The organism is Bradyrhizobium sp. Rc3b (assembly GCF_900114915.1).
Taxonomy (GTDB): Bacteria; Pseudomonadota; Alphaproteobacteria; order Rhizobiales; family Xanthobacteraceae; genus Bradyrhizobium.
Map to the genome: position 1 here is coordinate 633,187 of NZ_FOUS01000001.1, position 22,563 is coordinate 655,749.

The window sequence follows — 22,563 nt, forward strand, 5'->3', positions numbered from 1 at the left end:
CGGCGTTGACGGCATGCGTGCCCGGCAACGCATGCGCCGCAGGCAACGCATGCGTGCCCGGGGTGGCACGGCGCGAGGTGCTGGGCTAGACAGGGCCGCCATTCCAGTGAGGAGATCCGTAAATGAGCATTCAGCGTTTCGAAACCGGCCCGCGCATGAGCCAGGTCGTCGTGCATGGCAACACCGTCTATCTCGCCGGCGTCGTCGCCAACAAGGCCGCCGGCGAAAGCGTGACGAAGCAGACCCAGGACATCCTGGCGACCATCGACGGCCATCTCGCCAAGGCCGGCACCGACAAGTCGAAGCTGCTCTCGGCCACGATCTACATCACCGACATGAAGACGTTCGGCGAGATGAACGCAGTGTGGGACGCCTGGGTCTCGGCCGGCAATACCCCCGCCCGCGCCACCGTCGAAGCCAAGCTGGCGGCGCCGCAATACACCGTCGAGATCATGGTCACGGCCGCGAAGTAATCTTCACGATCAATTCGCATGCGAATGGAGCGCGATGACAACATCATCGCGCTCCATTTTTTTCGCGCGACTCAGTTCTTTTTGCGCATGATTTGGCCGGAAAACCGCTCTACACTTTTCCGGATCATGCGCATGACCTACGAGGTAATCGATCGGCGCGCGCGATCCTTCGATAGTCAGGGACAGCCAACCACGGCGTCATTGAAGGAGAGCACCATGACCGACCCCATCACCATCGCCCGCCGCTACATCGAGCTCTGGAACGAGCGCGCCGCCGGCCGGCGCCGCGAGCTGCTCAGCGAAAACTGGACGAGCGATGCGAGCTATGTCGATCCCCTGATGAAGGGCGACGGCCGCGACGGCATCGAGGCGCTGATCGCAGGCGTGCAGCAGCGCTTTCCCGATTTCAGGTTCAAGCTGATCGGCGAGCCCAACGGCTACGGCGATCACATCCGCTTTTCATGGGGACTTGGTCCCGATGGCACCGACAGCCCGATCAAGGGCACGGATTTCGTCGTGCTGAAGGACGGCCGCATCAGAAGCGTGACCGGATTTCTGGATCAGGTGCCGGCCGGGGCGTGAGACCGCTGGCCCTCCTCGCGCAGGCGGGGAGGGCGGCACCCCTCGACGAAGCGATCTTCACGGCTTACCTGTCATGCCGTGCCGCCCCGTATCCTCCAAACATCGGCCGAGCCGGCCACGCTGCTGCCGAGCCGCTTCCAGCAATGGTTCGCAGCCCGCGGCTGGTCGCCGCGCGCGCATCAATTGGCGCTGCTGGAGAAGGCGCGCGAGGACGCTAGCGCGCTGCTGATCGCACCGACCGGCGCCGGCAAGACGCTGGCGGGATTCCTGCCGACGCTGGTGGAGCTTTCGACCGAGGCGGCCGAACGGAAGGCGGGTGAGAAACAGAGCCTCGTCTCCACCGGCCGCAGCGTGCAGCGCACCGGCGGCCTGCATACGCTCTATATCTCACCGCTGAAGGCGCTTGCCGTCGACATCGCGCGCAATCTGGAGCGGCCGATCGCGGAGATGGCGCTGCCGATCAAGGTCGAGACCCGCACCGGCGACACGCCGGTGTCGCGGCGGCAGCGGCAGCGGCGCTATCCGCCTGATGTGTTGCTGACGACGCCCGAGCAGCTTGCCTTGCTGCTGTCCTCGGATGACGCGCCGTTCCTGTTCTCCTCGCTGAAGCGCATTGTGCTCGACGAGCTGCATGCGCTGGTGACGTCCAAGCGCGGCGATCTGCTCTCGCTCGGGCTGGCGCGGCTGTGGCGGCTGGCCCCGCAGATGCGCGCGATCGGCCTGTCGGCGACGGTCGCCGAGCCGGATCAGCTCGCGCGCTTCCTGGTGCCGCAGCCCGACGGCGAGGAGCGAGCAGCCGACATCGTTATCGCCGGCGGCGCGGCGCCACCGCTGGTCGAGATGCTGGATACGCGCGAGCGCCTGCCCTGGGCCGGCCACAGCGCGCGCCACGCGCTCCCTGAGATCTACGAGCTGATCAAGGCGAACAAGACCACGCTGGTCTTCGTCAACACCCGCAGCCAGGCCGAGATGCTGTTCCAGAATCTCTGGAGCATGAACGACGACGGCCTCGCGATTGCGCTGCATCACGGCTCGCTCGACGTCGCCCAGCGCCGCAAGGTCGAGGACGCGATGTCGGCGGGGCGCCTGCGCGGCGTGGTCTGCACCTCCTCGCTCGACCTCGGCGTCGACTGGGGGGATGTCGATCTCGTCGTCAATATCGGCGCGCCAAAGGGCTCCTCGCGCCTGATGCAGCGGATCGGCCGCGCCAATCACCGTCTCGACGAAGCTTCGCGCGCGGTGCTGGTGCCGGCCAATCGTTTCGAAGTGCTGGAGTGCCGCGTCGCTATCGATGCCATTGCCGAGAACGCGCAGGACACGCCGCCCCTGCGCACCGGTGCGCTCGACGTGCTGGCCCAGCACGTGCTCGGCTGTGCCTGCGGCGAGCCGTTCCTCTCCGATGAACTCTATGCCGAAGTGCGCACCGCAGCGCCATACGCCGACTTGTCGCGGCCGGATTTCGACGACGTCGTCGATTTCGTCGCCTCCGGCGGCTACGCGCTGAAGACCTATGAACGCTTTGCCCGCATCAAGCAGGACAAGGAGGGGCGCTGGCGCGTCGCCAATCCCAAGGTGCGGCAGAGCTACCGGATGAATGTCGGCACCATCGTCGAGGATGACATGCTGAAGGTGCGCCTGGTGCGCTCGCGCGGCGGCGGAGCGGGCTCGACCGGCGTCATCGCGCGCGGGGGGCGGTTGCTCGGCGAGATCGAGGAGGCCTTCATCGAGGGCTTGAGCCCCGGCGACACCTTCGTGTTCTCAGGCGAGGTGGTGCGCTATGAAACGCTGGTCGAGGACCAGGTCTATGTCTCCCGCGCCAACGACAAGGACCCGAAAGTGCCGTCCTATATGGGCGGCAAGTTTCCGCTCTCGACCTATCTCGCCGAGCGCGTGCGCCGGCTGCTCGATGACGGCCGCGCCTGGGGCGGCTTGCCGGAGCAGGTGCGCGACTGGCTGTCGCTGCAAAAGGACGTCTCGCGCGTGCCGGCGGTGCGCGAGCTGCTGGTCGAGAGTTTTCCGCGCGCCAACAAGCACTACATCGTTTGCTATCCGTTCGAGGGCCGTCTCGCGCATCAGACCCTCGGCATGCTGCTGACGCGCCGGCTGGAGCGCGCCCGCGCCCGGCCGCTCGGCTTCGTCGCCAACGAATATGCGGTCGCGATCTGGGCGCTCGGTGATCTCTCCTTCATGATCCGTGATGGCCGGATCGATCTCAACGCGCTGTTCGATCCTGATATGCTCGGCGACGATCTCGAGGCCTGGCTTGCCGAGTCCGCCCTGATGAAGCGCACGTTCCGCAACTGCGCGATCATCTCCGGGCTGATCGCGCGCCGGCATACCGGCGAGGAGAAGAGCCGCCGCCAGGTGCTGTTCTCGACCGATCTGGTCTACGATGTCTTGCGAAAACACCAGGCCGATCACGTGCTGCTGCGCGCCGCCCGCGCCGATGCCGCCACCGGCCTGCTCGATCTGCGCCGCCTCAGCGACATGCTGATGCGCATCCACGGTCGCATCACCCACCGGGAACTCGACCGCGTCTCTCCGCTCGCCGTGCCCGTGATGCTGGAAATCGGCCGCGAGTCAGTTTATGGCGAAGCTGCAGACGAGCTCTTGGCCGAAGCCGCCGATGAGCTCGTCAAAGAGGCGATGGATAGAAGCGGGTAAGACGTGACGATTGGCGCGCAGGTTTCAGGAGATGTCGACGACATGCGCGTGTCCACAGTCACCATCAGCGATGTAACCTTCGCCGCCGATCTCTCCGGCGCGCTGTTCTGGGACGAGCAGCGTCTGCTCGTGGTCTCCGACCTGCATCTGGAAAAAGGCTCCAGCTTCGCCACCCGCGGCGTGCTGCTGCCGCCTTACGATACGCTCGCGACCCTGAGCCGTCTCGCTGCTGTCATCTCCCGCCATGATCCGCGCACCGTCATCGCACTCGGCGACAGCTTTCACGACCGCACGGCGCATGAGCGGTTGTCGGCCGACGATCGCGATGCCGTCGCCGCGCTCCAGACCGGCCGCGACTGGATCTGGATTTCCGGCAATCACGATCCCATGCTGCCGCGCGATCTCGGCGGCACCGTCGCGGACGAGGTCGCGATCGGCCCGATCACCTTCCGTCACGAGCCGACCGGTGCGTGCGGCGAGATCGCCGGCCATCTCCATCCCAAGGCGCGCGTCTCCGCGCGCGGCCGCTCGTTGGAGCGCCGCTGCTTCGCCTCCGATGGGATGCGTGCGGTGATGCCGGCGTTCGGCGCCTATGCCGGCGGCCTCAGCATCCGCGACGTTGCCTTCGCAAAGATCTTTCCGGCCAATGGTTTTGTCGCCCATTTGCTGGGCGACCGCCGCGTCCACGCCATCGCGGCCTCACGCTGCTTCTGACGCCAAAAATTGGGACAGCACTACGTTCAGTAGTTTTCCGGAATCGCCCAAGCCCGTTGCCGGTTCTAACGTTACGCTTGCCGGGGCTGGAATTTCTCATCCCGAACAAGAATTGTAACCGGCGAGGGGCCGCTGCGAAGCGGCCCCTTTCGATTCTGGCAGCCCGTAGCCGGCTTCGGGGCTGTCTCCCGCTCCGCCATAGAACGAATTAAGAACACTTTAGCAAGTCTTTGATATATCATTGTGATTCGGCGCGTCGCCGACACAATATCTAGCGTCTGTCAGACTTTGCGAGGACTACATGTCCACCATCGCCTTCGATCAATTTGCCCTCACCCGGATCGCCGATTTCGCGCGCTCGCTGTCGCGCCTGCATCAGGCGGCACGACGCCAGAGGGTCGACGACGACCAGTTCGACCGCGAGTTCAACGCGGTGTGCCAGTCGATCTGGGGCTACACCATCGACGACGTCAGCGACGATCTGTTCTCGGCCGAGGATCATCTGTTTCTGGACACGCTGGATGAAGCGCAGGCGCGCATCTTCGCGGCCGAGCAGGGCTACGACCTCGTCGGCGATCAGGGCATGCTGACGGATTGGTGGGGCTTCTGCTGGATGATCCTGGCCGAGAAGCGCGGCCTCTTGACGCCGGAAAACCGCGCCGCCGCGCGCGCGGCGATCGAGGAGAAATATCTGGCGGCGCCGAACGTGATCGGGGTGATCATCGGACGATAGTCTCGTGCCCCGGACGCAGCGCAGCGCTCTCCCGGCGATGCGAAGCATCGTCCGGTTCAGCGGTGCGCTGCAGAGCCGGGCCCATGCTCGCGGCATTCTGGGTCCCGGCTCTGCGCAGCAACGTCATTGAGCGTTGCAGCGCGTCCGGGACACGAAAGCGACTTTAATCCAGCCCCGCCCGCTTCGCCGGCTTCTGCGCCGCCGTCTTCGGCACCGTCACATCGGGCAGTGTCTCCCGCACGATCTCCGCAGTCGGCGCATCTGCCGACACCGTCTCTGCCCGCACCGGGGCCACCTTCATCTCGCCGAGGCGGGCGCGGACTTGCGCGGTGAGGCCGGGATAGGAGGCGACCGGGGTGAAGTCCGCAGCCTGGTCGTTGCCGACGCGGATGCCGGTATAGGCGACGAGGCCGTCGGTGGTGGCGATCACGTCGCCGGCCTTCAGGGAGGAGTCCAGCGCGAGATCGACCGGGGCAAGGCCGACCGGCTCGCGGCCGTTGCAGGTGCAGTCGGCGCGCAGCGCCTTGCGATAGGCGAACGCGTTCTCGCTGTCGGCGTAGCGCTCGCCGGTTTGCGAGGCGGCACCGTCGATCGAGGAGCCGAAATAGACCTTGGTCGCGCTGGCAGGACAGAACGCCTGACACATCTGGGCCGGCGAGGCGAGGCCGCGCATCAGCGGAAAATATTTGCCGTCGCAGCTGCGTACGCAGAAGGCCGGACCGGAGCCGCCGGCCGCCGCCGCGCGGGTCGGCGGCACATATTGCGGAGTTGCGGCATTCTGTTGCCCGGTGAAGGGATCGGCGTAGGGGCTCGCCTGCTGCGGCACCTCGCGCTGCGGCCGCTGCTGCTGCATGCCGCCGAAGAAGAAATCGAACAGGCCCTCGGCCGAAACCGGGGCCGGAGCCGCAAGTGCTCCAAGGGTGGCGGCCACAAGCATCGCGCGACGCCGCCGGCGCGCATGGGACAGGACTGTACGCAAACGCTTACTCCACCCGACGCTTCCGAACCGGCTGGGACCTCAAGGGGTCTCAGCACATGATTCACCATAAGGCGCGATGGTAAATGAGCAGTTGAGCGGAGGCGGTTTCAAGACGAGGCGGTGGCCTCTTTAGGGCCGGGCGCAGCTTTGGACGGATGGTTGCTTCCGGGGCACACTGAGGCATGACGGCAAGGGATGTTTCGCCGCGTCAGGCCTTCAAGAATTCCGAGGCCTTGTACAGCGAGCGGAACGGCAGGCCGGCCGCACCGAACGTGTCGGTGGCGCCTTCCTCGCGGTCGACCATGGTCAGCACCAGCACCACCTCGGCGCCGGTCTCGCGCACCGATTCCACCGCCTTCATCGCCGAGCCGCCTGTCGTGGTGACGTCCTCGACGATCACGACACGTTTGCCGGCGAGCGTCTCGCCCTTGGGCAGGCCCTCGATCGCGAGTTTCGCGCCATGCTCCTTCGGCTTCTTGCGCACGAAGAACGCCGCGATCGGATGGCCCTTGATCCAGGAGATCTGCGCCAGCGCGCCGGCGAGCGGCACCGCGCCCATCTCGAGGCCACCGATGAAATCGAGATTGTCGTCCTTCAGTGCCTCATAGGTCAGCTCGGCGAGCAAGGTCGCCCCCTCGGGGTCGAGCATGGTCGGCTTGAGGTTGAAGTAGAAATCGCTCTTGCGGCCCGACGCGAGCGTCACCTCGCCGCGACCGAATGAGCGCCGGCGGATGATTTCGAACAGGCGGGCGCGGGAGGCTGATTTCGACACGGCGGTCCCTCGGGAGCGTTTTTGGAGGAGGCGGAATTTATCCGCGACGGCCGCGACATTCCAGAGGGGGCGTCCCTAGTCAACAGGGATCGGCCATCCCGGACCGCCGGTTGTGGGGGCGCGACCTTCTGGAGTAGGTGGAATGCCAATCTGTTGGGGAAGGACATGGGAATGACCATTGAGCTGCACACCTGGAACACGCCGAACGGCCGCAAGATCTCAGTCGCGCTGGAGGAGATGGGGCTGCCCTACAAGGTGATCCCGGTGAACATCACCAAGGGCGAGCAGATGGCACCGGGGTTCCTCAAGCTCTCCCCGAACAACAAGATCCCGGCGATCGTCGATCCTGAAGGCCCGGACGGCAAGCCCGTCAGCATCTTCGAATCAGGCGCGATCCTGCTCTATCTCGGTGAAAAGACCGGCAAATTCCTGCCGAAATCGCTGGGCGCCCGCATCCCGGTCTATGAATGGCTGATGTGGCAGATGGGCGGCTTCGGCCCGATGCCGGGCCAGGTGCACCATTTCATCGCACTCGAGAACGAGCAGGACCGTGCCTACGGCCTGAAGCGCTACATGGCGGAGACGCGCCGGCTCTACGGCGTGCTCGACCGCCAGCTGGACGGCCGCGACTTCGTCGCCGGCGAGCTCTCGATTGCCGATTTTGCCATCCTGGGCTGGACCTGGCGCCACCCTCGCCACAAGGTTGAGCTGACCGACTTCCCCAACGTCAAGCGCTGGTACGAGACCCTGATGGCCCGCCCGGCGGTGAAGCGGGGCATGGACGCGAAGCTGGATTGATCTTCGCTTCCCCTCCCCTGGAGGGGGAGGGTCGATCGCGCGCAGCGCGAGCGGGGTGGGGTGGTCTCTCCGCTCGGGCACCGTTGGATGGGAAGAGACCGTCACCCCACCCCGTCTCACGTTTCGCTCCGCTCCACGTGAGCCGACCCTCCCCCTCCAGGGGAGGGTGAAGAAAGAACATCACACTTTCTTCGCTTCGACCGCCATCCGCACCGCGAGGCCGGCCAGCACCGTGCCCATCAGCCAGCGCTGCACCAGCATCCAGCTTGGCCGGTTCGCCAGGAATAGCGCGATCGATCCCGCCGCGAGCGCGATCATCGCGTTGACGCTGACGCTGATCGCAATCTGGATTGCGCCGAGCACGACCGACTGCGTCAGCACGCTGCCGGCGGTGGGATCGATGAACTGCGGCAGCAGCGCGAGATACAGCATCGCGATCTTCGGGTTGAGCAGGTTGGTGACAAAACCCATCGCGAACAACTTGCGCGGGCTGTCGACCGCGAGCTGCTTCACCTGGAATGGCGAACGTCCGCCCGGCTTCACCGCCTGCCAGGCAAGCCAGAACAGATAGCCCGCGCCGGCAAAGCGCAGCGCGTCATAGGCGAAGGGAATGGCGAGCAGCAGCGCCGTGATGCCGAACGCCGCGCACAGCATGTAGAACACGAAGCCGAGCGCGACGCCGCCGAGCGAGACGATGCCCGCCGCCGGCCCCTGCGTGATCGAGCGCGAGATCAGGTAGATCATGTTCGGCCCCGGCGTGAGCACGAGGCCAAGGCAGACGAGGGCGAAGCCGAGCAGGGCAGAGGTGTGGGGCATGGGTGAACCGGTGCGGGAGATGCGACGGTTCTAATATGCGAGGCGAGGTGGGGCCATCGCGCAATTGCTCGGAGGACAATTCAGGTTCTCGCATGTCACTCCAACGTCGTCCCCGCGAACGCGGGGACGACACCGACTGTGTGGCGTCAGCGAGCGCAAGCGGGGAGAAGTAAAAGAAGAACTAATGCGCCTCGTCCCAATTATTCGCGGCGCGCGCATCGACATGCAGCGGCACCGACAGCAGCACCGCCGGGAACGGCGCGTCCTGCATCACGTGCTGCACGACCGGCAGCGTCGCCTCGACCTCGGCGTCGGGGACCTCGAAGATCAATTCGTCATGCACCTGCAGCAGCATTTGCGCCGACAGCTTCTTCTCGGCGAGGGCATCCTCCACCCGCGTCATGGCGCGGCGGATGATGTCGGCCGCGGTGCCCTGCAGCCGCGCGTTGATCGCGGCGCGCTCGTTGAAGGCGCGCACCGAGGCGGTTGAGGCCTTGATGTCGGGATAGTGGCATTTGCGGCCGAACAGCGTGGTGACGTAGCCATTCTGCCGGCAGAAATCGCGCGTCTCGTCCATATAGGCGCGGATGCCGGGGAAGCGCTCGAAATATTTCTTGATGTAGGCCGAGGCCTCCTCGCGGGCGATGCCGAGCTGGTTGGCGAGGCCAAAGGCCGAGATGCCGTAGATGATACCGAAATTGATCGCCTTGGCGCGGCGGCGGATCTCGCTCGGCATGCCCTTGATCGGCGCGCCGAACATTTCCGACGCCGTCATGGCGTGAATGTCGAGACCGTCGCGGAACGCCTGCTTCAGCACGGGAATGTCAGCGATCTCCGCCAGCAGCCGCAGCTCGATCTGCGAATAATCGGCGGACACCAGCTTGTGTCCCGGTGTCGCAATGAAGGCGCGGCGGATTTTTCTGCCATCCTCGGTGCGCACCGGAATGTTCTGCAAATTCGGCTCGTTCGACGACAACCGGCCCGTCGTCGTCGCAGCCAGCGCGTAAGTCGTGTGCACGCGATGGGTCTGCGGATTGACGTAGGTCGGCAGCGCGTCGGTGTAGGTCGATTTCAGCTTCGAGACCTGGCGCCACTCCAGGATCTTCTTCGGGAAGTCGTGGCCCTGCTCGGCGAGCTCGTCGAGCACCTGCGCGGTGGTCGACCAGGCCCCGGTCTTGGTCTTGGTGCCGCCTGACAGTCCCATCTTGCCGAACAGGATGTCGCCGATCTGCTTCGGGCTGCCGACATTGACCGGCTCGCCCGCGATCTCCTGGATCTCGGCCTCGACGCGCGCTGCGGTCTGGGCAAAGTCGCCGGACAGGCGCGACAGCACCTGGCGGTCGATCGAGATGCCGCGCCGCTCCATGCGCGCAAGCACCGCGACCAGCGGCCGCTCCAGCGTCTCGTAGACCGCGGTCATGTGCTCGGCGACGAGGCGCGGCTTCAGCACGCGCCAGACGCGCAAGGCGACGTCGGCGCTTTCGGCCGACAGCGCCGCGGCCTTGTCGATCGGCACCTGGTCGAAGGTGATCTTGCCCTTGCCGCTGCCGAGCAGCTCGCTCTCCTTCAGCATGGCGTGTCCGAACCAGCGCTCGGACAGCGATTCGATCGCATGCGAGCCGCGGCCGGCATCGAGCACGTAGGAGATCAGCTGCGCATCGTCGGTGTTGCGCAAGGTGATGCCGTGCTGCGCCAGCATGACGGCGGTGAATTTGAGGTCGAAGCCGATCTTGATAATGCCCGCCGATTCCAGCACCGGCCGCAGCGCTTCGATCGCATCCGTGTGCTTGATCTGATCCGGCGCAAGGCCGGCGTCGAACAGGCCGGCGCCGCCGCCGGACTGCTTGTGCGCCAGCGGCAGATAGCAGGCCTCGTTCGGCGCCAGCGCCAGCGCGATGCCGCAGAAATCGGCCTGCATCGGATCGATCGAGTTTCCGCGGATTTCGACCGCGACATGACCGGTATCGTGGATGCGCGCGATGAAGGCGTTGAGCTCCTTGAGCGACTTGATCGTTTGATATTTGGCGCGATCGACCGGAAGCTTGCGCAGCGCCTCTTCGCGCGCGGCGGCCAGCGAGATCGGGGCGCCCTTCGCGCTCGCAGCCTTGTCCTCCTTGCCCGCTGACTTGTTGGGCTCTTTCGCCCGGGCTTGCGCCGACGTATCGCCGCCCGGCGCAGGCACGACATCCGAGGGCGGCAGCGTCGTGAACACGCTGGCGCCGCTGGCATAGCCAGGGTCGGCATCGACATTGGCGGGATCGATTTGCGAATATTCGGCGACGCGCCGCGTCAGCGTCGTGAATTCCATGGCTTTCAGGAAGGCGACCAGCTTGCGTGCGTCGGGCTCGTGGACCACGAGGTCGTCCAGCGGCACCTCGAGGTCGACCTTGTCGTCGAGTAGCACGAGCTGCCGCGAGATCCGCGCTTTCTCGGCATTCTCGAGCAGCGCCTCGCGCCGCTTGGGCTGCTTGATCTCGCCGGCGCGGAACAACAGTTGATCGAGGTCGCCATATTCGGTGATCAGCTGCGCCGCCGTCTTGATGCCGATGCCGGGCACGCCGGGCACGTTGTCGGTGGAATCGCCGGCCAAAGCCTGCACCTCGACGACCTTGTTCGGCGGCACGCCGAATTTCTCGATCACCTCGGGGATGCCGATGCGGCGATCCTTCATGGTGTCGTACATGGTGACGCAATCGGTGACGAGCTGCATCAAATCCTTGTCGGAGGACACGATGGTCGCGCTGGCGCCGCGCTCGCAGGCCTGTCGCACATAGGTTGCGATCAGGTCGTCGGCCTCGAAGCCCACTTGTTCCAGGCAGGGCAGGTCGAAGGCGCGGACCGCCTCGCGGATCAGCGCAAATTGCGGGATGAGATCGTCAGGCGCCGGCGCCCGGTGGGCCTTGTACTCGGGGTAGATCTTGTTGCGGAACGTGACCTCCGACTTGTCGAAGATGATCGCGAGGTGCGTCGGCCGGTTGTCTTCCGGCATGTCGCGCAGCAGCTTCCACAGCATGTTGCAGAAACCGAGTACGGCGTTGACCTGCAGGCCGTCGGACTTGCGGTTCAGCGGCGGCAGCGCGTGATAGGCGCGGAAGATGTAGCCGGAACCGTCGACCAGGAAGACGTGGTCGCCCTTGCCGGCCGCCTTTGCTGCAACCGGTTTGGCAGCAGCTGGCGCGGCGGGCTTGGTGTCGGCGCCGGCCTTGGGCGCGGCAGCCTTGGTGTCAGCTTTGGCGGTCGTCTTCGGGGATGTTTTGGGCATGGCCGCAATGTATGAATTTTTGCGGGCTTTGACAGCCTTGGGAGGGGGATTTTTGGCTTGCTGGTGCCACTATCCCCCGCTGTCATTCCCCGCGGAAGCGGGGAATCCAGTACGCCGCGGCCTATCGGTCGACAACGACTGCTTCTGGAATACTGGGTCGCCCGGTCAAGCCGGGCGACGACTGCGAGAGCGTGACTACTCCGCCGCCTGCAATCGCACGCCAGCCTTCTTTGGCGCGATCCAGAAGGCGTCCGGCCGTTCGAACAGGAAGCGGGCATTGAACAGCAAGGCGCCCCGCCAGATCGCGAGCGCTCCGACCACGCCGACAATGGTGACGATTAGCGACACCGTGCCGATATCGGGAATGATGCCGGTGCGCAGCAGCAGCGTCCGCGTCGCCGCCATCGGCAGGAAGAAAGCGAGATAGATCACGATCGAATGCTCGCCGCAGAAGCGGAAAAAGTTTAGCCATTGCGCGCGCGCGAGCAGCGTGCCCATCGTGATGATGGCGCAGGCACCGGCAAAGCCGAGCACGAGCGAGACGATCTTCCATTCGCTGGCCCCCGACCCGACCAGGCCGGCATTGACCAGCACCCAGGTCGCGAGCGCTGCGAGCGCAAGGGCGGGATGTTTCCGCGCGCGATCGGACAGCGCGAACACGTAAGGTGCGAACAGATAGCCCGAATAGAAATAGACGAAGCGTGAGCAGAACTCGTCGATCGCGGTCCAGCCGGTCGAGATCCGGGCCGTCTCCAGGGCGGCGGCGACCAGCCAGATCGCGAGCGGCGGGAATTTGCGTGTCAGTTTTGTGACGATGAAGAAGACCGGCAGCAGATAAATGAACCACAGCGTGCCGAACGGCTCGATGAAGGATTCAAGATACAGGAGGCCAACGTGATGCCAGCTGGACTCCGCCGCGAAAGCCGGCGCCTTGAAGCCGAACTGGATCGTCACCCAGACGACATAGAAATAGGCGAAATGCACCACCTTGCGGTCGAGATAGGTTCGCCAGTCCCGATCGATCACCAGCGGCAGGAACAGGCCCGAGATCAGGAAGAAATCCGGCATCCGGAACGGCTTTGCGAAGGCCACGGCGACATGCATGAAACCGGTCTCGCCGGCGGCGAGCTCGACCCCCAGCACCGAATGCATCATCACGACCATGATGATGCAAATGCCTTTAGCGTAGTCGATCCAGTCGACACGCGCGGCAGAAGGGGCTTGGCTGCCTCCGCTCCCTGCGATTGTGCCAGATGGTGCCATGGTGTCTCTTTTCGAGGCGCGTTCCGCCCGTCCTGTTCGGGGGCGGGGCAGTGTGGGGCCTGCACGGTTTCCGACTTCTTTACCGGTTCAATTCCCATGCCGCTTTTTTGCCTGCGGACTGTTCCCTCCCCTCGGGAAAATGCTAAACCGCCCCGTGTCGGGGTTTCGTTAACCAATCTAAAACAGGGATTTTCATGCGCATCGCGATGATCGGCACGGGTTACGTGGGACTGGTGTCCGGAGCCTGCTTTGCTGATTTCGGTCACGACGTCACCTGCGTCGACAAGGACGAGAAGAAGATCGCGGCGCTCCATCGCGGCGAGATCCCGATCTACGAGCCCGGGCTCGACGAGCTGGTTGCGACCAACGTCAAGGCCAAGCGGCTCGACTTCACCACCGATTTGTCCAAGCCGGTCGCCGATGCCGATGCCGTGTTCATCGCGGTCGGCACGCCGTCGCGCCGCGGTGATGGCCACGCCGACCTCTCCTATGTCTACGCCGCAGCGAAAGAGATCGCGCGGTCGCTCACCGGTTTCACCGTCGTGGTGACGAAGTCGACCGTGCCGGTCGGCACCGGCGACGAGGTCGAGCGCATCATCCGCGAGGCCAATCCCAACGCCGACGTCGTGGTCGCCTCGAACCCCGAGTTCCTGCGCGAAGGCGCGGCGATCCGCGACTTCAAGTTTCCCGATCGCGTCGTGGTCGGCACCTCCGACGAGCGCGGCCGCAAGGTGATGGGCGATATCTACCGTCCGCTGTCGCTGAACCAGGCGCCGCTGATGTTCACGGAGCGTCGCACCGCCGAAATGATCAAATATGCCGCGAACGCATTCCTCGCGACCAAGATCACCTTCATCAACGAGATCGCCGATCTCTCCGAGAAGGCCGGCGCCAACGTCCAGGAGGTCGCGCGCGGCATTGGCCTCGACAACCGCATCGGCACCAAATTCCTGCATGCCGGTCCCGGGTTCGGCGGCTCGTGCTTCCCGAAGGACACCAAGGCCCTGATCAAGATCGCTCAGGATTACGACGTCTCCTTGCGCATCGTCGAATCCGTGCTGGCCGTGAACGAAAATCGCAAGCGCGCGATGGCGCGCAAGGTGAGCCAGGCGCTCGGCGGCTCGCTGCGCGGCAAGACCATTGCGGTGCTCGGCCTCACCTTCAAGCCAGACACCGACGACATGCGCGATGCGCCGTCGATCCCGCTGGTGACGGGCCTGATCGACATGGGCGCGAAGGTCAAAGCCTTCGATCCCGTCGGCATGGAGCAGGCCAAGGGCGAGCTGCCCGATATCACCTATTGCGAGGACGCCTATTCCTGCGCGCAAGGCGCTGATGCGCTCGTCATCGTCACCGAATGGGTGCAGTTCCGTGCGCTCGATCTCGACCGGCTGAAGAGCGTCATGGCGCAGCCCGTGGTCGTCGACCTGCGCAACATCTACCGCCCCGAGGACATGGAAGCCGCCGGCTTCACCTATGACAGCATCGGCCGGCCGCCTGTGCAGGGCTGATCGCCACACACGATTGTCATACCCCGCGAAGGCGGGGTATCCAGTAATCCCGATCTTCGTGATGATCGGGATCTGAGTTGACTGGATCACCCGCCCGGCGCGCAAGGCGGGTGATGACGGATGCGAGATCTTGCCCCGCAGTTTCGACACGCCCCTCCCGATCGATGCCGTGCTCGACGATTTGTCGCGCACGCTGGAGTCCAACAATGCCGCCGTGCTGGTGGCGCCGCCCGGGGCCGGCAAGACCACGCGCGTGCCGCTGGCGCTGCTCGATGCGCCCTGGGCGAAGGACAAGAAGATCATCGTGCTGGAGCCGCGGCGCATCGCGGCGCGCGCCAGCGCCGACCGCATGGCCAAATCGCTGGGCGAGCGCGCCGGCGAGACCGTCGGCTACCGCGTCCGGTTCGGCTCGAAGATCTCGCGCACCACGCGCATCGAGGTGGTGACCGAAGGCATCTTCACCCGCCAGATCCTCGACGATCCCGAGCTGTCAGGCGTTGCCGCCGTCCTGTTCGACGAATTCCACGAGCGCTCGCTCGATGCCGACATGGGCCTGGCGCTCGCCCGTGACGCCCAAACCGGCCTGCGCGAAGATTTGCGCATCCTCGTGATGTCGGCCACGCTCAATGGCGCGCGCGTTGCAAAGCTGCTTGGCGATGCGCCCGTCGTCGAGAGCGAGGGTCGGGCCTTCCCCGTCGAGACGCGCTATCTCGGCCGCAAGGCGGATGTGCCGATCGAGCGGCAGATGGCGGATGCGATTGCATCCGCGCTGCGTGCCGACAGCGGCTCCGTGCTGGCGTTCCTGCCCGGCGCCGCCGAAATCCGTCGCACCCAGAATTTCCTCAGCGAGCGCGTGCAGGACGCCAGCATCGAGATCGTGCCGCTGTTCGGCGCGCTCGATGCCGCCGTGCAGGATCGCGCCATCGCGCCCGCGCCCAAGGGCACGCGCAAGGTGGTGCTGGCGACGTCGATCGCGGAGACCTCGTTGACGATCGAAGGCGTGCGCATCGTGGTCGATTCCGGGCTTGCCCGCGTGCCGCGCTATGAGCCTGACATCGGGTTGACGCGGCTCGAGACCGTGCGCGCCGCGCGCGCGGCAGTGGATCAGCGCCGCGGTCGCGCCGGCCGTACCGAGCCAGGTATCTGCTACCGGCTCTGGGACGAGCCGCAGACGGCTTCACTCGCGCCGTACACGCAACCGGAAATTCTCAGCGCGGATCTCTCCTCGCTGGTGCTCGATCTCGCGCAATGGGGCGTCAGCGATCCTGCCGCGCTGTCGTTCCTCGATCCGCCGCCGGCGCCCGCTTGGAAGGAGGCAAAAAGCCTGCTCTCCGAGCTCAACGCACTCGATGGCGATGGCCGCATCACCGCAGAGGGAAAAAGCCTGCGTGCACTGGCGCTGCCGCCGCGGCTGGCGCGCATGATCGTGGATTCGCATCGCGCAGGCGAGGGCGAAGCCGCCGCCGAGATCGCGGCCATCATCACCGAGCGCGGGCTTGGCGGTGACAGCGTCGATCTCGAGCACCGGCGCGATCAATTCCGCCGCGACCGCTCGCCGCGCGCCGGCAGCGCCCGCGATCTGGCACGGCGCTGGGCCTCGCAAGTGGCGGCTTCGGAGAAGGCGGGACCGCAGGATGATCTTTCGACGGGTTTGATGCTCGCCTATGCGTTCCCGGACCGCGTCGCGCGCAATCGCGGCAATGGCAGTTTCGTGCTTGCCAACGGTCGTGGCGCTGCCGTCGAGCAGACCTCCTCGCTCGCCCGCGCGCCCTATATCGCGATTGGCGAGATGACGGGAACGGCGGCGAGCGGGCGCATCCTGCTCGCTGCGCAGATCACTGAGAGCGAGATCGAGCGGCATTTCGCCGAGCATATCGAGAGCGCCGACGAGATCTCGTTCGATCGCGGGGCGATGGCGCTGCGCGCGCGGCGCAAGCGCGTGCTGCACGCGATCACGCTGTCCGAGGCGACACTGGCCGTGTCGCCCTCCGAGGACACCGCGCGCATTTTCGCGGATGGATTGATCGCCGCCGGCCTTGATCGGTTGCCCTGGTCGAAGGCTGCAAAGCAATGGCGCGACCGGGTGATGTTCCTGCGCAAGGCCGAGGGCGACAGCTGGCCAGACCTGTCCAACGAGGGATTGATCGCGCGCCGCGACGACTGGCTGGTGCCGGCGCTCTACGACAAGATCGCACTCAAGGACGTCTCGCCCGGCGATCTCTCCGACGCGCTGATGGCGCTGCTGCCGTGGGAGATGCGCGCGCGGCTCGAGCGCGAGGCGCCGACGCATTTCGAGGCGCCGACAGGAAGCGTGCTCGCGATCGACTACGAGGCCGAGCAGGGGCCGACCATCGCGGTGCGGCTGCAGGAATTGTTCGGCCTCAACAGCCATCCCTCGATCGCGGCCGGCAAGGTGCCGCTGGTGCTGGAATTGCTGTCGCCGGCGCAGCGCCCGGTGCAGGTGACGCGCGACCTTCCCGGTTTCTGGCGCGGCAGCTATGCCGCGGTCCGTTCCGACCTGCGCGGCCGCTATCCCCGTCATCCCTGGCCGGACGATCCGGCCAGCGCAGTGCCGACCCGACGCGCCAAGCCGCGCGGAACGTGAGGGCGCGTTAACCGTCCGCTCATCCTTTTCGTCAAAATAGCATCGCTCTGGCCGCAGCAATGCTCGCGGCCTGGCGTGTCGCGTGTTGAAATCGGGCTTTCCGGCACGGAAGTGGTGTGATGCGTAACATTATGATCATCGCAGCCGTCATGATCGGCCTCGGCACCTTCATGGCGCAGATGGCGGACAAGATGAGCTCCGCCTCCGCAAGCTCGGTGCCGCGCACCACAGTCGCCGTCGCGGCGACTGCACCCGCCGGGGGCCGCAGCCTTGCCATTTCCCGCGATGGCCGCGGTCATTTCCAGACCGAGGGCCGGATCGACGGCCAGCGCATCGGCTTTATGCTCGACACCGGCGCCTCCGTGGTTGCGCTGAATGAGACCTCGGCCGCCCGCTTCGGCCTGCGTCCCTCGCGCGGCGATTACAACGCCACCGTCTCCACCGCGAACGGCACCATCAGGGCCGCGCGCACCCGTATCGCGATGCTCGAGGTCGGCGGTCTGGTCGTGCGCGACGTCGATGCCATGGTGCTGCCCGACGAGGCGCTGTCGGAGAACCTGCTCGGCCTCTCCTTCCTCTCCCGCCTGAAGCGCTTCGAATATTCCAACGGCCAGATGGTGCTGGAGCAATAGGCGGAGCCTTTCGCGATCAAGCGCGTTCCATTTCAAGATAGCTATTTGCCTCGACCGCCCTCGCGGTAACGTTTCTTCGTTACCAAACTGCCGCAATTATCGGCCATAAGCCTTCATTCCCGCCTTCCGCTGCGGCCTGGCATTCGCTAAGGCTGCATCAATTCCTGCCCTTTTTCACGAGACCGTCTCAATGTTCCCCAAGCCGAAATCCGTATTGCTGCCCAACACCTACGCCTTCGAATCCGAGCCGATGGTGAAGCCCACGGGCTTTCGCGAATACGACGCGCGCTGGTTGTTCCAGAAGGAAATCAACCTGATGGGTGTGCAGGCGCTCGGCATGGGGCTGGGCGCGCTGATCGCCGAACTCGGCATCAAGCAGGAGATCGTCACTGGCCACGACTTCCGTGGCTATTCGGCCTCGATCAAATACGCGCTGATCTCCGGCCTGATGGCGGCCGGCTGCAAGGTGCACGACATCGGCCTCGCTGTGACGCCGATGGCCTATTTCGCGCAGTTCGATCTCGACGTGCCCGCTGTTGCGATGGTGACCGCCTCGCACAATGACAATGGCTGGACCGGTGTGAAGATGGGCGCCAACCGTCCGCTGACCTTTGGCCCCGACGAGATGACGCGGCTGAAGGAGATCGTGCTGGGCGCCGAATTCAAGAACAAGGCCGGCGGCTCCTACCAATTCCACGAGAACTATCCGGCGCGCTACATCGCCGATCTCACCTCTCGTTCGAAGCTGAAGCGCAAGCTCAAGGTCGTTGCGGCCTGCGGCAACGGCACCGCCGGCGCCTTCGCGCCGCAGGTGCTGGAGGCGATCGGCTGCGAGGTGATCCCGCTCGACACCGAGCTCGACCACACCTTCCCGAAATACAATCCAAATCCCGAAGACATGGAGATGTTGCACGCGATCCGCGATGCGGTGCTGCATCACAAGGCCGATGTCGGCCTCGGCTTCGACGGCGACGGCGACCGCTGCGGCGTCGTCGACAATACCGGCGAGGAGATCTTTGCCGACAAGGTCGGCGTGATGCTGGCGCGCGACATGTCGGCGATCCACAAGGACGCGCAGTTCATCGTCGACGTGAAATCGACCGGCCTGTTCGTCACCGATCCGGTGCTGCAGAAGCAGGGCGCGAAGGTCGCCTATTGGAAGACCGGCCATTCCTACATGAAGCGCCGCACCAACGAGACCGGCGCGCTGGCAGGCTTCGAGAAGTCCGGCCACTTCTTCTTCAACAAGCCGTATGGACGCGGCTATGACGACGGCCTGGTGTCGGCGATCGCGATCTGCGACATGCTCGACCGCGCGCCGGGCAAGTCGATGGCGGACCTGAAGAACGCGCTGCCGAAGACATGGTCGTCGCCGACCATGTCGCCGCATTGTGCCGACGAGACCAAATACGGCGTCATCGACCAGGTGGTGAAGCACTTCGAAGGCTTGCAGGCCAAGGGCGCCAAGATCGGCGGGCAGGCAATCCGCGATCTCGTCACCGTCAATGGCGTGCGCGTCACGGTCGAGGACGGCAGCTGGGGCCTGGTGCGCGCCTCCTCCAACAAGCCCGAGCTCGTCGTCGTGGTCGAGAGCCCGGTCTCCGAGCAGCGCATGCACGACATGTTCGAGATGGTGAACAGCGTGCTGCGCACGCATCCCGAGGTCGGCGAGTACAATCAGAAGATTTGAGGTTGCTCGAGTGAGGCACGATCCGTGCCTGTCTCTCCGCTGTCATTCCCCGCGAAAGCGGGGAATCCAGTACGCCGCAGCTTCTCCGTATCCAATCGCTGTCTCTGAAATACTGGATCGCCCGGTCTTCGCCGGGCGATGACAGCGTCTGTGTGGCGCGACCTACGCCGCCACCACCGCCGGGATCGGTAGCGCGGTGACCGACTTGATCTTCTCCATCGCGAAGCGCGAGGTGACGTTCTTCAGCGGCACGGCGCTGATCAGCTTCTTGTAGAACACGTCATAGGCCTGCATGTCCGCGACCACGACGCGCAGCATGTAGTCGACGTCGCCGGCCATGCGATAGAACTCCATCACCTCGGGCATGGCGCTGACCGCTTCGGCGAATTTCTTCAGCCAGGCGTCGGAATGATCGGAGCTTTCCACCGAGACAAACACGGAGATGCCGAGCCCGATCTTGTTCTGGTCGACCAGGGCCACCCGCTTCAGGATCACGCCGTCAGCCTCCAGGCGCTGGATGCGCTTCCAGCAGGGGGTCGAGGACAGCCCGACGCGGTCGCCGATCTCGGCGACGGACAGAGAGGCATCCTCCTGCAGAACCATCAGGATCTTGCGGTCGATGGCATCGAGGCGGCGGCTGGTCTCGGGGATCTGGACGGCGACGTCGGTCATTTGAAGAACTTTGTTCCATTTAAGAGGCTGATTTCCCTGATATAGAGAAAATCTTTCCCCAGCAAGCCCATAATCTCGGCTCATCAATGGAATTGCTCTAGGGCCTTCCTCGCAAAAACTCTTCAACTTCAATGCGTTGGGGTGCAACCATGCCACCGCCATGGCGAGTGCATTTCAGTGCTGCCGCGGCCGCGGCGAATCGCAGCGCCTGCCGCACGTCGCCGCTCTCAGCGAGGCCAAGCGTGAAGGCGCCATGAAAGACGTCGCCGGCCCCGAGCGTATCGACCGCCTGGACCGGGAAGGCCGCGGTCTCTTCCAGCTCGCCTGTCTCGTTCAGCCAGATGGTACCGAGCGGGCCGCGGGTTGCGGCAAGTAAGGCCGGCGTCAGCCTGGCCAGGCGTTGCAACGCTTCGGCGTCGTCGGCGATGCCGGCGGTCTCCTGCACCTGCTCGCTGGCGAACAGCAGATGCGAGCCGGCGGTCAGCAGGCCGTCCTGCAACGACATCGCGCGATCGACGCCGACGATGACTGGAATGCCGCGTCGCCTCGCCTCGGCGCAGAGATCAACGCAGAATGAGGCACAACGGCTTTCGACGAGGACGGCGCGGCAGTCGGTCAGCAATTCGTCGGCATTGGGCAACTTCACGCTCCACAGGCCGGGATCGCGATAGATCGTGAGCGTCCGTTCGCCCGAGGGCTCGATCATGATCGCCGAGACCGGCGTGGCCACATCAGGCATGCGCACGATGTGCGTGGTGTCGATGCCCTCCTGCGCCATTTGGTCGAGGATGAAGCCGCTCGACGTCTCTCGCGCATCGCCCATGGGGCCAGCGAAAAAGACGCGGCCACCAAGTCGCGCAATCGCAATCGCGGCATTGAGCGCGTTGCCGCCGCAGATCTCGGCGAGATGGCTGGCGTTGGCCTTGCTGCCGCGCGCCGGCACGGCCTCGACCCGAAAGGTGAGGTCGCGCACGGGAATGCCGATGCAGAGGATGCGCGGCGCGATTCCGGATGCGGCCATCGGCGGTCAGCTCTTGTCGTGCACCCAGCGGCCGAGCAAATGATGGGCGATGGCGAAGGGATGCGGGCCGGCGAGCCCGTCCGGATGCGTCCGCGTCAGCATCAGGGCGGCCTCCTCGCGCGTGAACCAGCGCGCATCCTCCAGCTCCGAGTGATCGACGACGATGTCCTCGCTCACAGCCCGCGCGCTGCATCCGATCATCAGCGACGACGGATAGGGCCAGGGCTGCGTCATGTAATATTGCACGTCGGTGCAGCGGATCCCGGATTCTTCCAGGATCTCGCGGCGCACCGCGTCCTCGATGGTCTCGGCGGCCTCGACGAAGCCGGCGAGGCACGAATACATCCCTGCCGGAAACTGCTTCTGGCGGCCGAGCAGGCACTTGTCGCCGGAGGCGACGTGCATGATCACGACAGGGTCGGTCCGGGGAAAATGCTCGGCCTTGCAAGCCGGGCACTCGCGCTTCCAGCCGCCTTCCTTCATCGCGCTGCGAGAGCCGCAATTGGCGCAATAGCCATGGCGCTGGTGCCAACCGACCATCGACTTCGCCATCGCGATCGCCGACAGCTCCTCGGGCGGAATCGCGCCCTGCATCGCCATGCCGCGCAGCTCGGTCACGGTGTAGTCCTCGCGTCCGACCAGCTTCTCGGCCGCGGCCTGCGACAGGCCCATGCCGAACATCGCGGCGCCGTCCCGCAGCCCCAGGAAGATCGTGCCGGGATTGGCGCCGCACTTCAGCGCCTCGTCGATCGAGAGCAGCGCGCGAATCTTGTCGCCCTCGCGCTTGATCAGGAGCGAGTCACGGTAAACGACATAAGCGCGCGAGGAGGGCTTCTGCTCCATCGCGAACAGCTTTTGGTCGTCGCGGCGCAGATGCGCGGCGCGATCGAGGATGTTGGTGACGAAGGCCGGCTGTCCCAGCGGAAATGCGTTGAATGCTGACATTATCGTTCTTTCAACCCAACCAGATCTTGCGGCGAAGCGCGCTGATGAAATTCTGAACCTCTGCGGCGTCATGCGCCAATGGCGGCATCACGCCCCAGACCGGCCGCGGCCAGGCCGCATCGCTGGTGCGCCGCGCGATGATGTGGACGTGAAGCTGCGGCACGAGGTTGCCGAGCGCCGCGACATTGAGCTTGTCGCACCTGGTGATCTCCTTCAGCGCGCGCGAGACGCGGGAGATCTCCGTCATCAGCTGCGCCTGCTGTACCTCGTCGAGATCGATGATCTCGACCGCGTCGGGCCGCCGCGGCACCAGCAGCAGCCAGGGATAATGCGCGTCCTTGATGACCAGCACCTTCGACAGCGGCAGATCGCCGATGTCGATGGTGTCCTCTTTCAGGCGGGAGTGCAGCGTCCAGGCGGGTTCGGGCATG

General features: G+C 65.3%; 19 protein-coding genes. 10 read left to right on the forward strand and 9 right to left on the reverse strand.

The features are described 5' to 3' along the window. Positions 1-122 precede the first annotated feature (122 nt). The 5 genes from BM190_RS02935 to BM190_RS02955 all read left to right on the forward strand — a co-directional run bounded on the left by BM190_RS02935 (position 123) and on the right by BM190_RS02955 (position 5,166). Positions 123-473 (forward strand): RidA family protein, encoded by a 351-nt coding sequence (locus tag BM190_RS02935; protein ID WP_018320814.1) that lies wholly within the window; start codon positions 123-125, stop codon positions 471-473. A 216-nt stretch (positions 474-689) separates the two neighbouring features. After that, positions 690-1,055, forward strand: a complete 366-nt coding sequence (locus BM190_RS02940) for a nuclear transport factor 2 family protein (protein ID WP_092251985.1) — start codon at positions 690-692, stop codon at positions 1,053-1,055. A gap of 78 nt (positions 1,056-1,133) precedes the next feature. Further along, positions 1,134-3,719, forward strand: coding sequence for a ligase-associated DNA damage response DEXH box helicase (locus tag BM190_RS02945; protein WP_092251747.1), 2,586 nt, complete (start codon positions 1,134-1,136; stop codon positions 3,717-3,719). A gap of 42 nt (positions 3,720-3,761) precedes the next feature. Next, entirely contained in the window at positions 3,762-4,433 is a 672-nt protein-coding gene (gene pdeM / locus BM190_RS02950; RefSeq protein WP_049815010.1) for a ligase-associated DNA damage response endonuclease PdeM, read from the forward strand. A 301-nt stretch (positions 4,434-4,734) separates the two neighbouring features. After that, complete coding sequence (locus BM190_RS02955; protein ID WP_092251749.1) at positions 4,735-5,166, forward strand: hypothetical protein; 432 nt, start codon at positions 4,735-4,737, stop codon at positions 5,164-5,166. A gap of 163 nt (positions 5,167-5,329) precedes the next feature. Here BM190_RS02955 and BM190_RS02960 read toward each other — a convergent pair whose 3' ends face one another. Both BM190_RS02960 and pyrE read right to left on the reverse strand, forming a co-directional pair. Further along, the gene (locus BM190_RS02960) at positions 5,330-6,103 is read right to left on the reverse strand and encodes a DUF2865 domain-containing protein (protein ID WP_177236868.1); all 774 of its coding nucleotides are present in this window, start codon (positions 6,101-6,103) and stop codon (positions 5,330-5,332) included. 250 nt (positions 6,104-6,353) lie between these two features. Further along, on the reverse strand, positions 6,354-6,917 hold the full coding sequence (pyrE, locus tag BM190_RS02965) for an orotate phosphoribosyltransferase (protein WP_018320808.1): 564 nt from the start codon (positions 6,915-6,917) through the stop codon (positions 6,354-6,356). Positions 6,918-7,088: 171 nt separating this feature from the next. Between pyrE and BM190_RS02970 the strand changes: the two genes are divergently transcribed. Then, positions 7,089-7,715 carry a glutathione S-transferase family protein gene (locus BM190_RS02970; protein WP_092251751.1) on the forward strand — a complete coding sequence of 209 codons (627 nt, stop codon included), beginning with the start codon at positions 7,089-7,091 and terminating at the stop codon, positions 7,713-7,715. Between the two features lie 180 nt (positions 7,716-7,895). Here the strand turns inward: BM190_RS02970 and BM190_RS02975 are convergent, their stop codons facing one another. From BM190_RS02975 to BM190_RS02985, 3 genes are all read right to left on the reverse strand, one after another. Then, on the reverse strand, positions 7,896-8,531 hold the full coding sequence (locus BM190_RS02975; protein ID WP_092251753.1) for a LysE family translocator: 636 nt from the start codon (positions 8,529-8,531) through the stop codon (positions 7,896-7,898). A gap of 181 nt (positions 8,532-8,712) precedes the next feature. Next, complete coding sequence (polA, locus tag BM190_RS02980; RefSeq protein ID WP_092251755.1) at positions 8,713-11,793, reverse strand: DNA polymerase I; 3,081 nt, start codon at positions 11,791-11,793, stop codon at positions 8,713-8,715. A 195-nt stretch (positions 11,794-11,988) separates the two neighbouring features. After that, entirely contained in the window at positions 11,989-13,056 is a 1,068-nt protein-coding gene (locus tag BM190_RS02985; protein ID WP_092251757.1) for an acyltransferase family protein, read from the reverse strand. Between the two features lie 194 nt (positions 13,057-13,250). Here BM190_RS02985 and BM190_RS02990 point away from each other — a divergent pair, with 194 nt between their 5' ends. The 4 genes from BM190_RS02990 (at position 13,251) to BM190_RS03005 (ending at position 19,494) form a co-directional block, all read left to right on the forward strand. Continuing rightward, positions 13,251-14,567: a UDP-glucose dehydrogenase family protein gene (locus tag BM190_RS02990; protein ID WP_018320803.1), complete on the forward strand. Its 1,317-nt coding sequence runs from the start codon at positions 13,251-13,253 to the stop codon at positions 14,565-14,567. A gap of 130 nt (positions 14,568-14,697) precedes the next feature. Next, positions 14,698-17,172 carry an ATP-dependent helicase HrpB gene (gene hrpB / locus BM190_RS02995; RefSeq protein ID WP_177236869.1) on the forward strand — a complete coding sequence of 825 codons (2,475 nt, stop codon included), beginning with the start codon at positions 14,698-14,700 and terminating at the stop codon, positions 17,170-17,172. 119 nt (positions 17,173-17,291) lie between these two features. Further along, the gene (locus BM190_RS03000) at positions 17,292-17,804 is read left to right on the forward strand and encodes a TIGR02281 family clan AA aspartic protease (RefSeq protein ID WP_177236870.1); all 513 of its coding nucleotides are present in this window, start codon (positions 17,292-17,294) and stop codon (positions 17,802-17,804) included. Positions 17,805-17,994: 190 nt separating this feature from the next. Beyond that, positions 17,995-19,494, forward strand: coding sequence for a phosphomannomutase/phosphoglucomutase (locus BM190_RS03005; RefSeq protein WP_092251761.1), 1,500 nt, complete (start codon positions 17,995-17,997; stop codon positions 19,492-19,494). 162 nt (positions 19,495-19,656) lie between these two features. On the opposite strand, the gene BM190_RS03010 is transcribed toward BM190_RS03005, so the two are convergent. From BM190_RS03010 to BM190_RS03025, 4 genes are all read right to left on the reverse strand, one after another. Further along, entirely contained in the window at positions 19,657-20,166 is a 510-nt protein-coding gene (locus tag BM190_RS03010) for an Lrp/AsnC family transcriptional regulator (RefSeq protein ID WP_018320799.1), read from the reverse strand. 97 nt (positions 20,167-20,263) lie between these two features. After that, on the reverse strand, positions 20,264-21,187 hold the full coding sequence (locus tag BM190_RS03015; protein ID WP_092251763.1) for a sugar kinase: 924 nt from the start codon (positions 21,185-21,187) through the stop codon (positions 20,264-20,266). Positions 21,188-21,193: 6 nt separating this feature from the next. Continuing rightward, a complete protein-coding gene (gene nudC, locus BM190_RS03020; RefSeq protein WP_092251765.1) occupies positions 21,194-22,132 on the reverse strand; it encodes an NAD(+) diphosphatase in 939 nt (312 codons plus the stop codon). Between the two features lie 10 nt (positions 22,133-22,142). After that, the gene (locus BM190_RS03025; protein WP_177236871.1) at positions 22,143-22,562 is read right to left on the reverse strand and encodes an HIT domain-containing protein; all 420 of its coding nucleotides are present in this window, start codon (positions 22,560-22,562) and stop codon (positions 22,143-22,145) included. Position 22,563 lies beyond the last annotated feature (1 nt).

Bases quoted from the DNA above. Each gene is read 5' to 3' on its own strand.
- pdeM (WP_049815010.1), top strand. From the start codon at position 3,762: ATGCGCGTGTCCACAGTCACCATCAGCGATGTAACCTTCGCCGCCGAT.
- BM190_RS02940 (WP_092251985.1), top strand. From the start codon at position 690: ATGACCGACCCCATCACCATCGCCCGCCGCTACATCGAGCTCTGGAAC.
- BM190_RS02955 (WP_092251749.1), top strand. From the start codon at position 4,735: ATGTCCACCATCGCCTTCGATCAATTTGCCCTCACCCGGATCGCCGAT.
- BM190_RS02990 (WP_018320803.1), top strand. From the start codon at position 13,251: ATGCGCATCGCGATGATCGGCACGGGTTACGTGGGACTGGTGTCCGGA.
- nudC (WP_092251765.1), bottom strand. From the start codon at position 22,132: ATGTCAGCATTCAACGCATTTCCGCTGGGACAGCCGGCCTTCGTCACC.
- BM190_RS02935 (WP_018320814.1), top strand. From the start codon at position 123: ATGAGCATTCAGCGTTTCGAAACCGGCCCGCGCATGAGCCAGGTCGTC.
- BM190_RS03000 (WP_177236870.1), top strand. From the start codon at position 17,292: ATGCGTAACATTATGATCATCGCAGCCGTCATGATCGGCCTCGGCACC.
- BM190_RS03015 (WP_092251763.1), bottom strand. From the start codon at position 21,187: ATGGCCGCATCCGGAATCGCGCCGCGCATCCTCTGCATCGGCATTCCC.
- BM190_RS02960 (WP_177236868.1), bottom strand. From the start codon at position 6,103: ATGCTTGTGGCCGCCACCCTTGGAGCACTTGCGGCTCCGGCCCCGGTT.
- polA (WP_092251755.1), bottom strand. From the start codon at position 11,793: ATGCCCAAAACATCCCCGAAGACGACCGCCAAAGCTGACACCAAGGCT.
- BM190_RS03025 (WP_177236871.1), bottom strand. From the start codon at position 22,562: ATGCCCGAACCCGCCTGGACGCTGCACTCCCGCCTGAAAGAGGACACC.
- BM190_RS02985 (WP_092251757.1), bottom strand. From the start codon at position 13,056: ATGGCACCATCTGGCACAATCGCAGGGAGCGGAGGCAGCCAAGCCCCT.
- BM190_RS03005 (WP_092251761.1), top strand. From the start codon at position 17,995: ATGTTCCCCAAGCCGAAATCCGTATTGCTGCCCAACACCTACGCCTTC.
- BM190_RS02975 (WP_092251753.1), bottom strand. From the start codon at position 8,531: ATGCCCCACACCTCTGCCCTGCTCGGCTTCGCCCTCGTCTGCCTTGGC.
- BM190_RS03010 (WP_018320799.1), bottom strand. From the start codon at position 20,166: ATGACCGACGTCGCCGTCCAGATCCCCGAGACCAGCCGCCGCCTCGAT.
- BM190_RS02970 (WP_092251751.1), top strand. From the start codon at position 7,089: ATGACCATTGAGCTGCACACCTGGAACACGCCGAACGGCCGCAAGATC.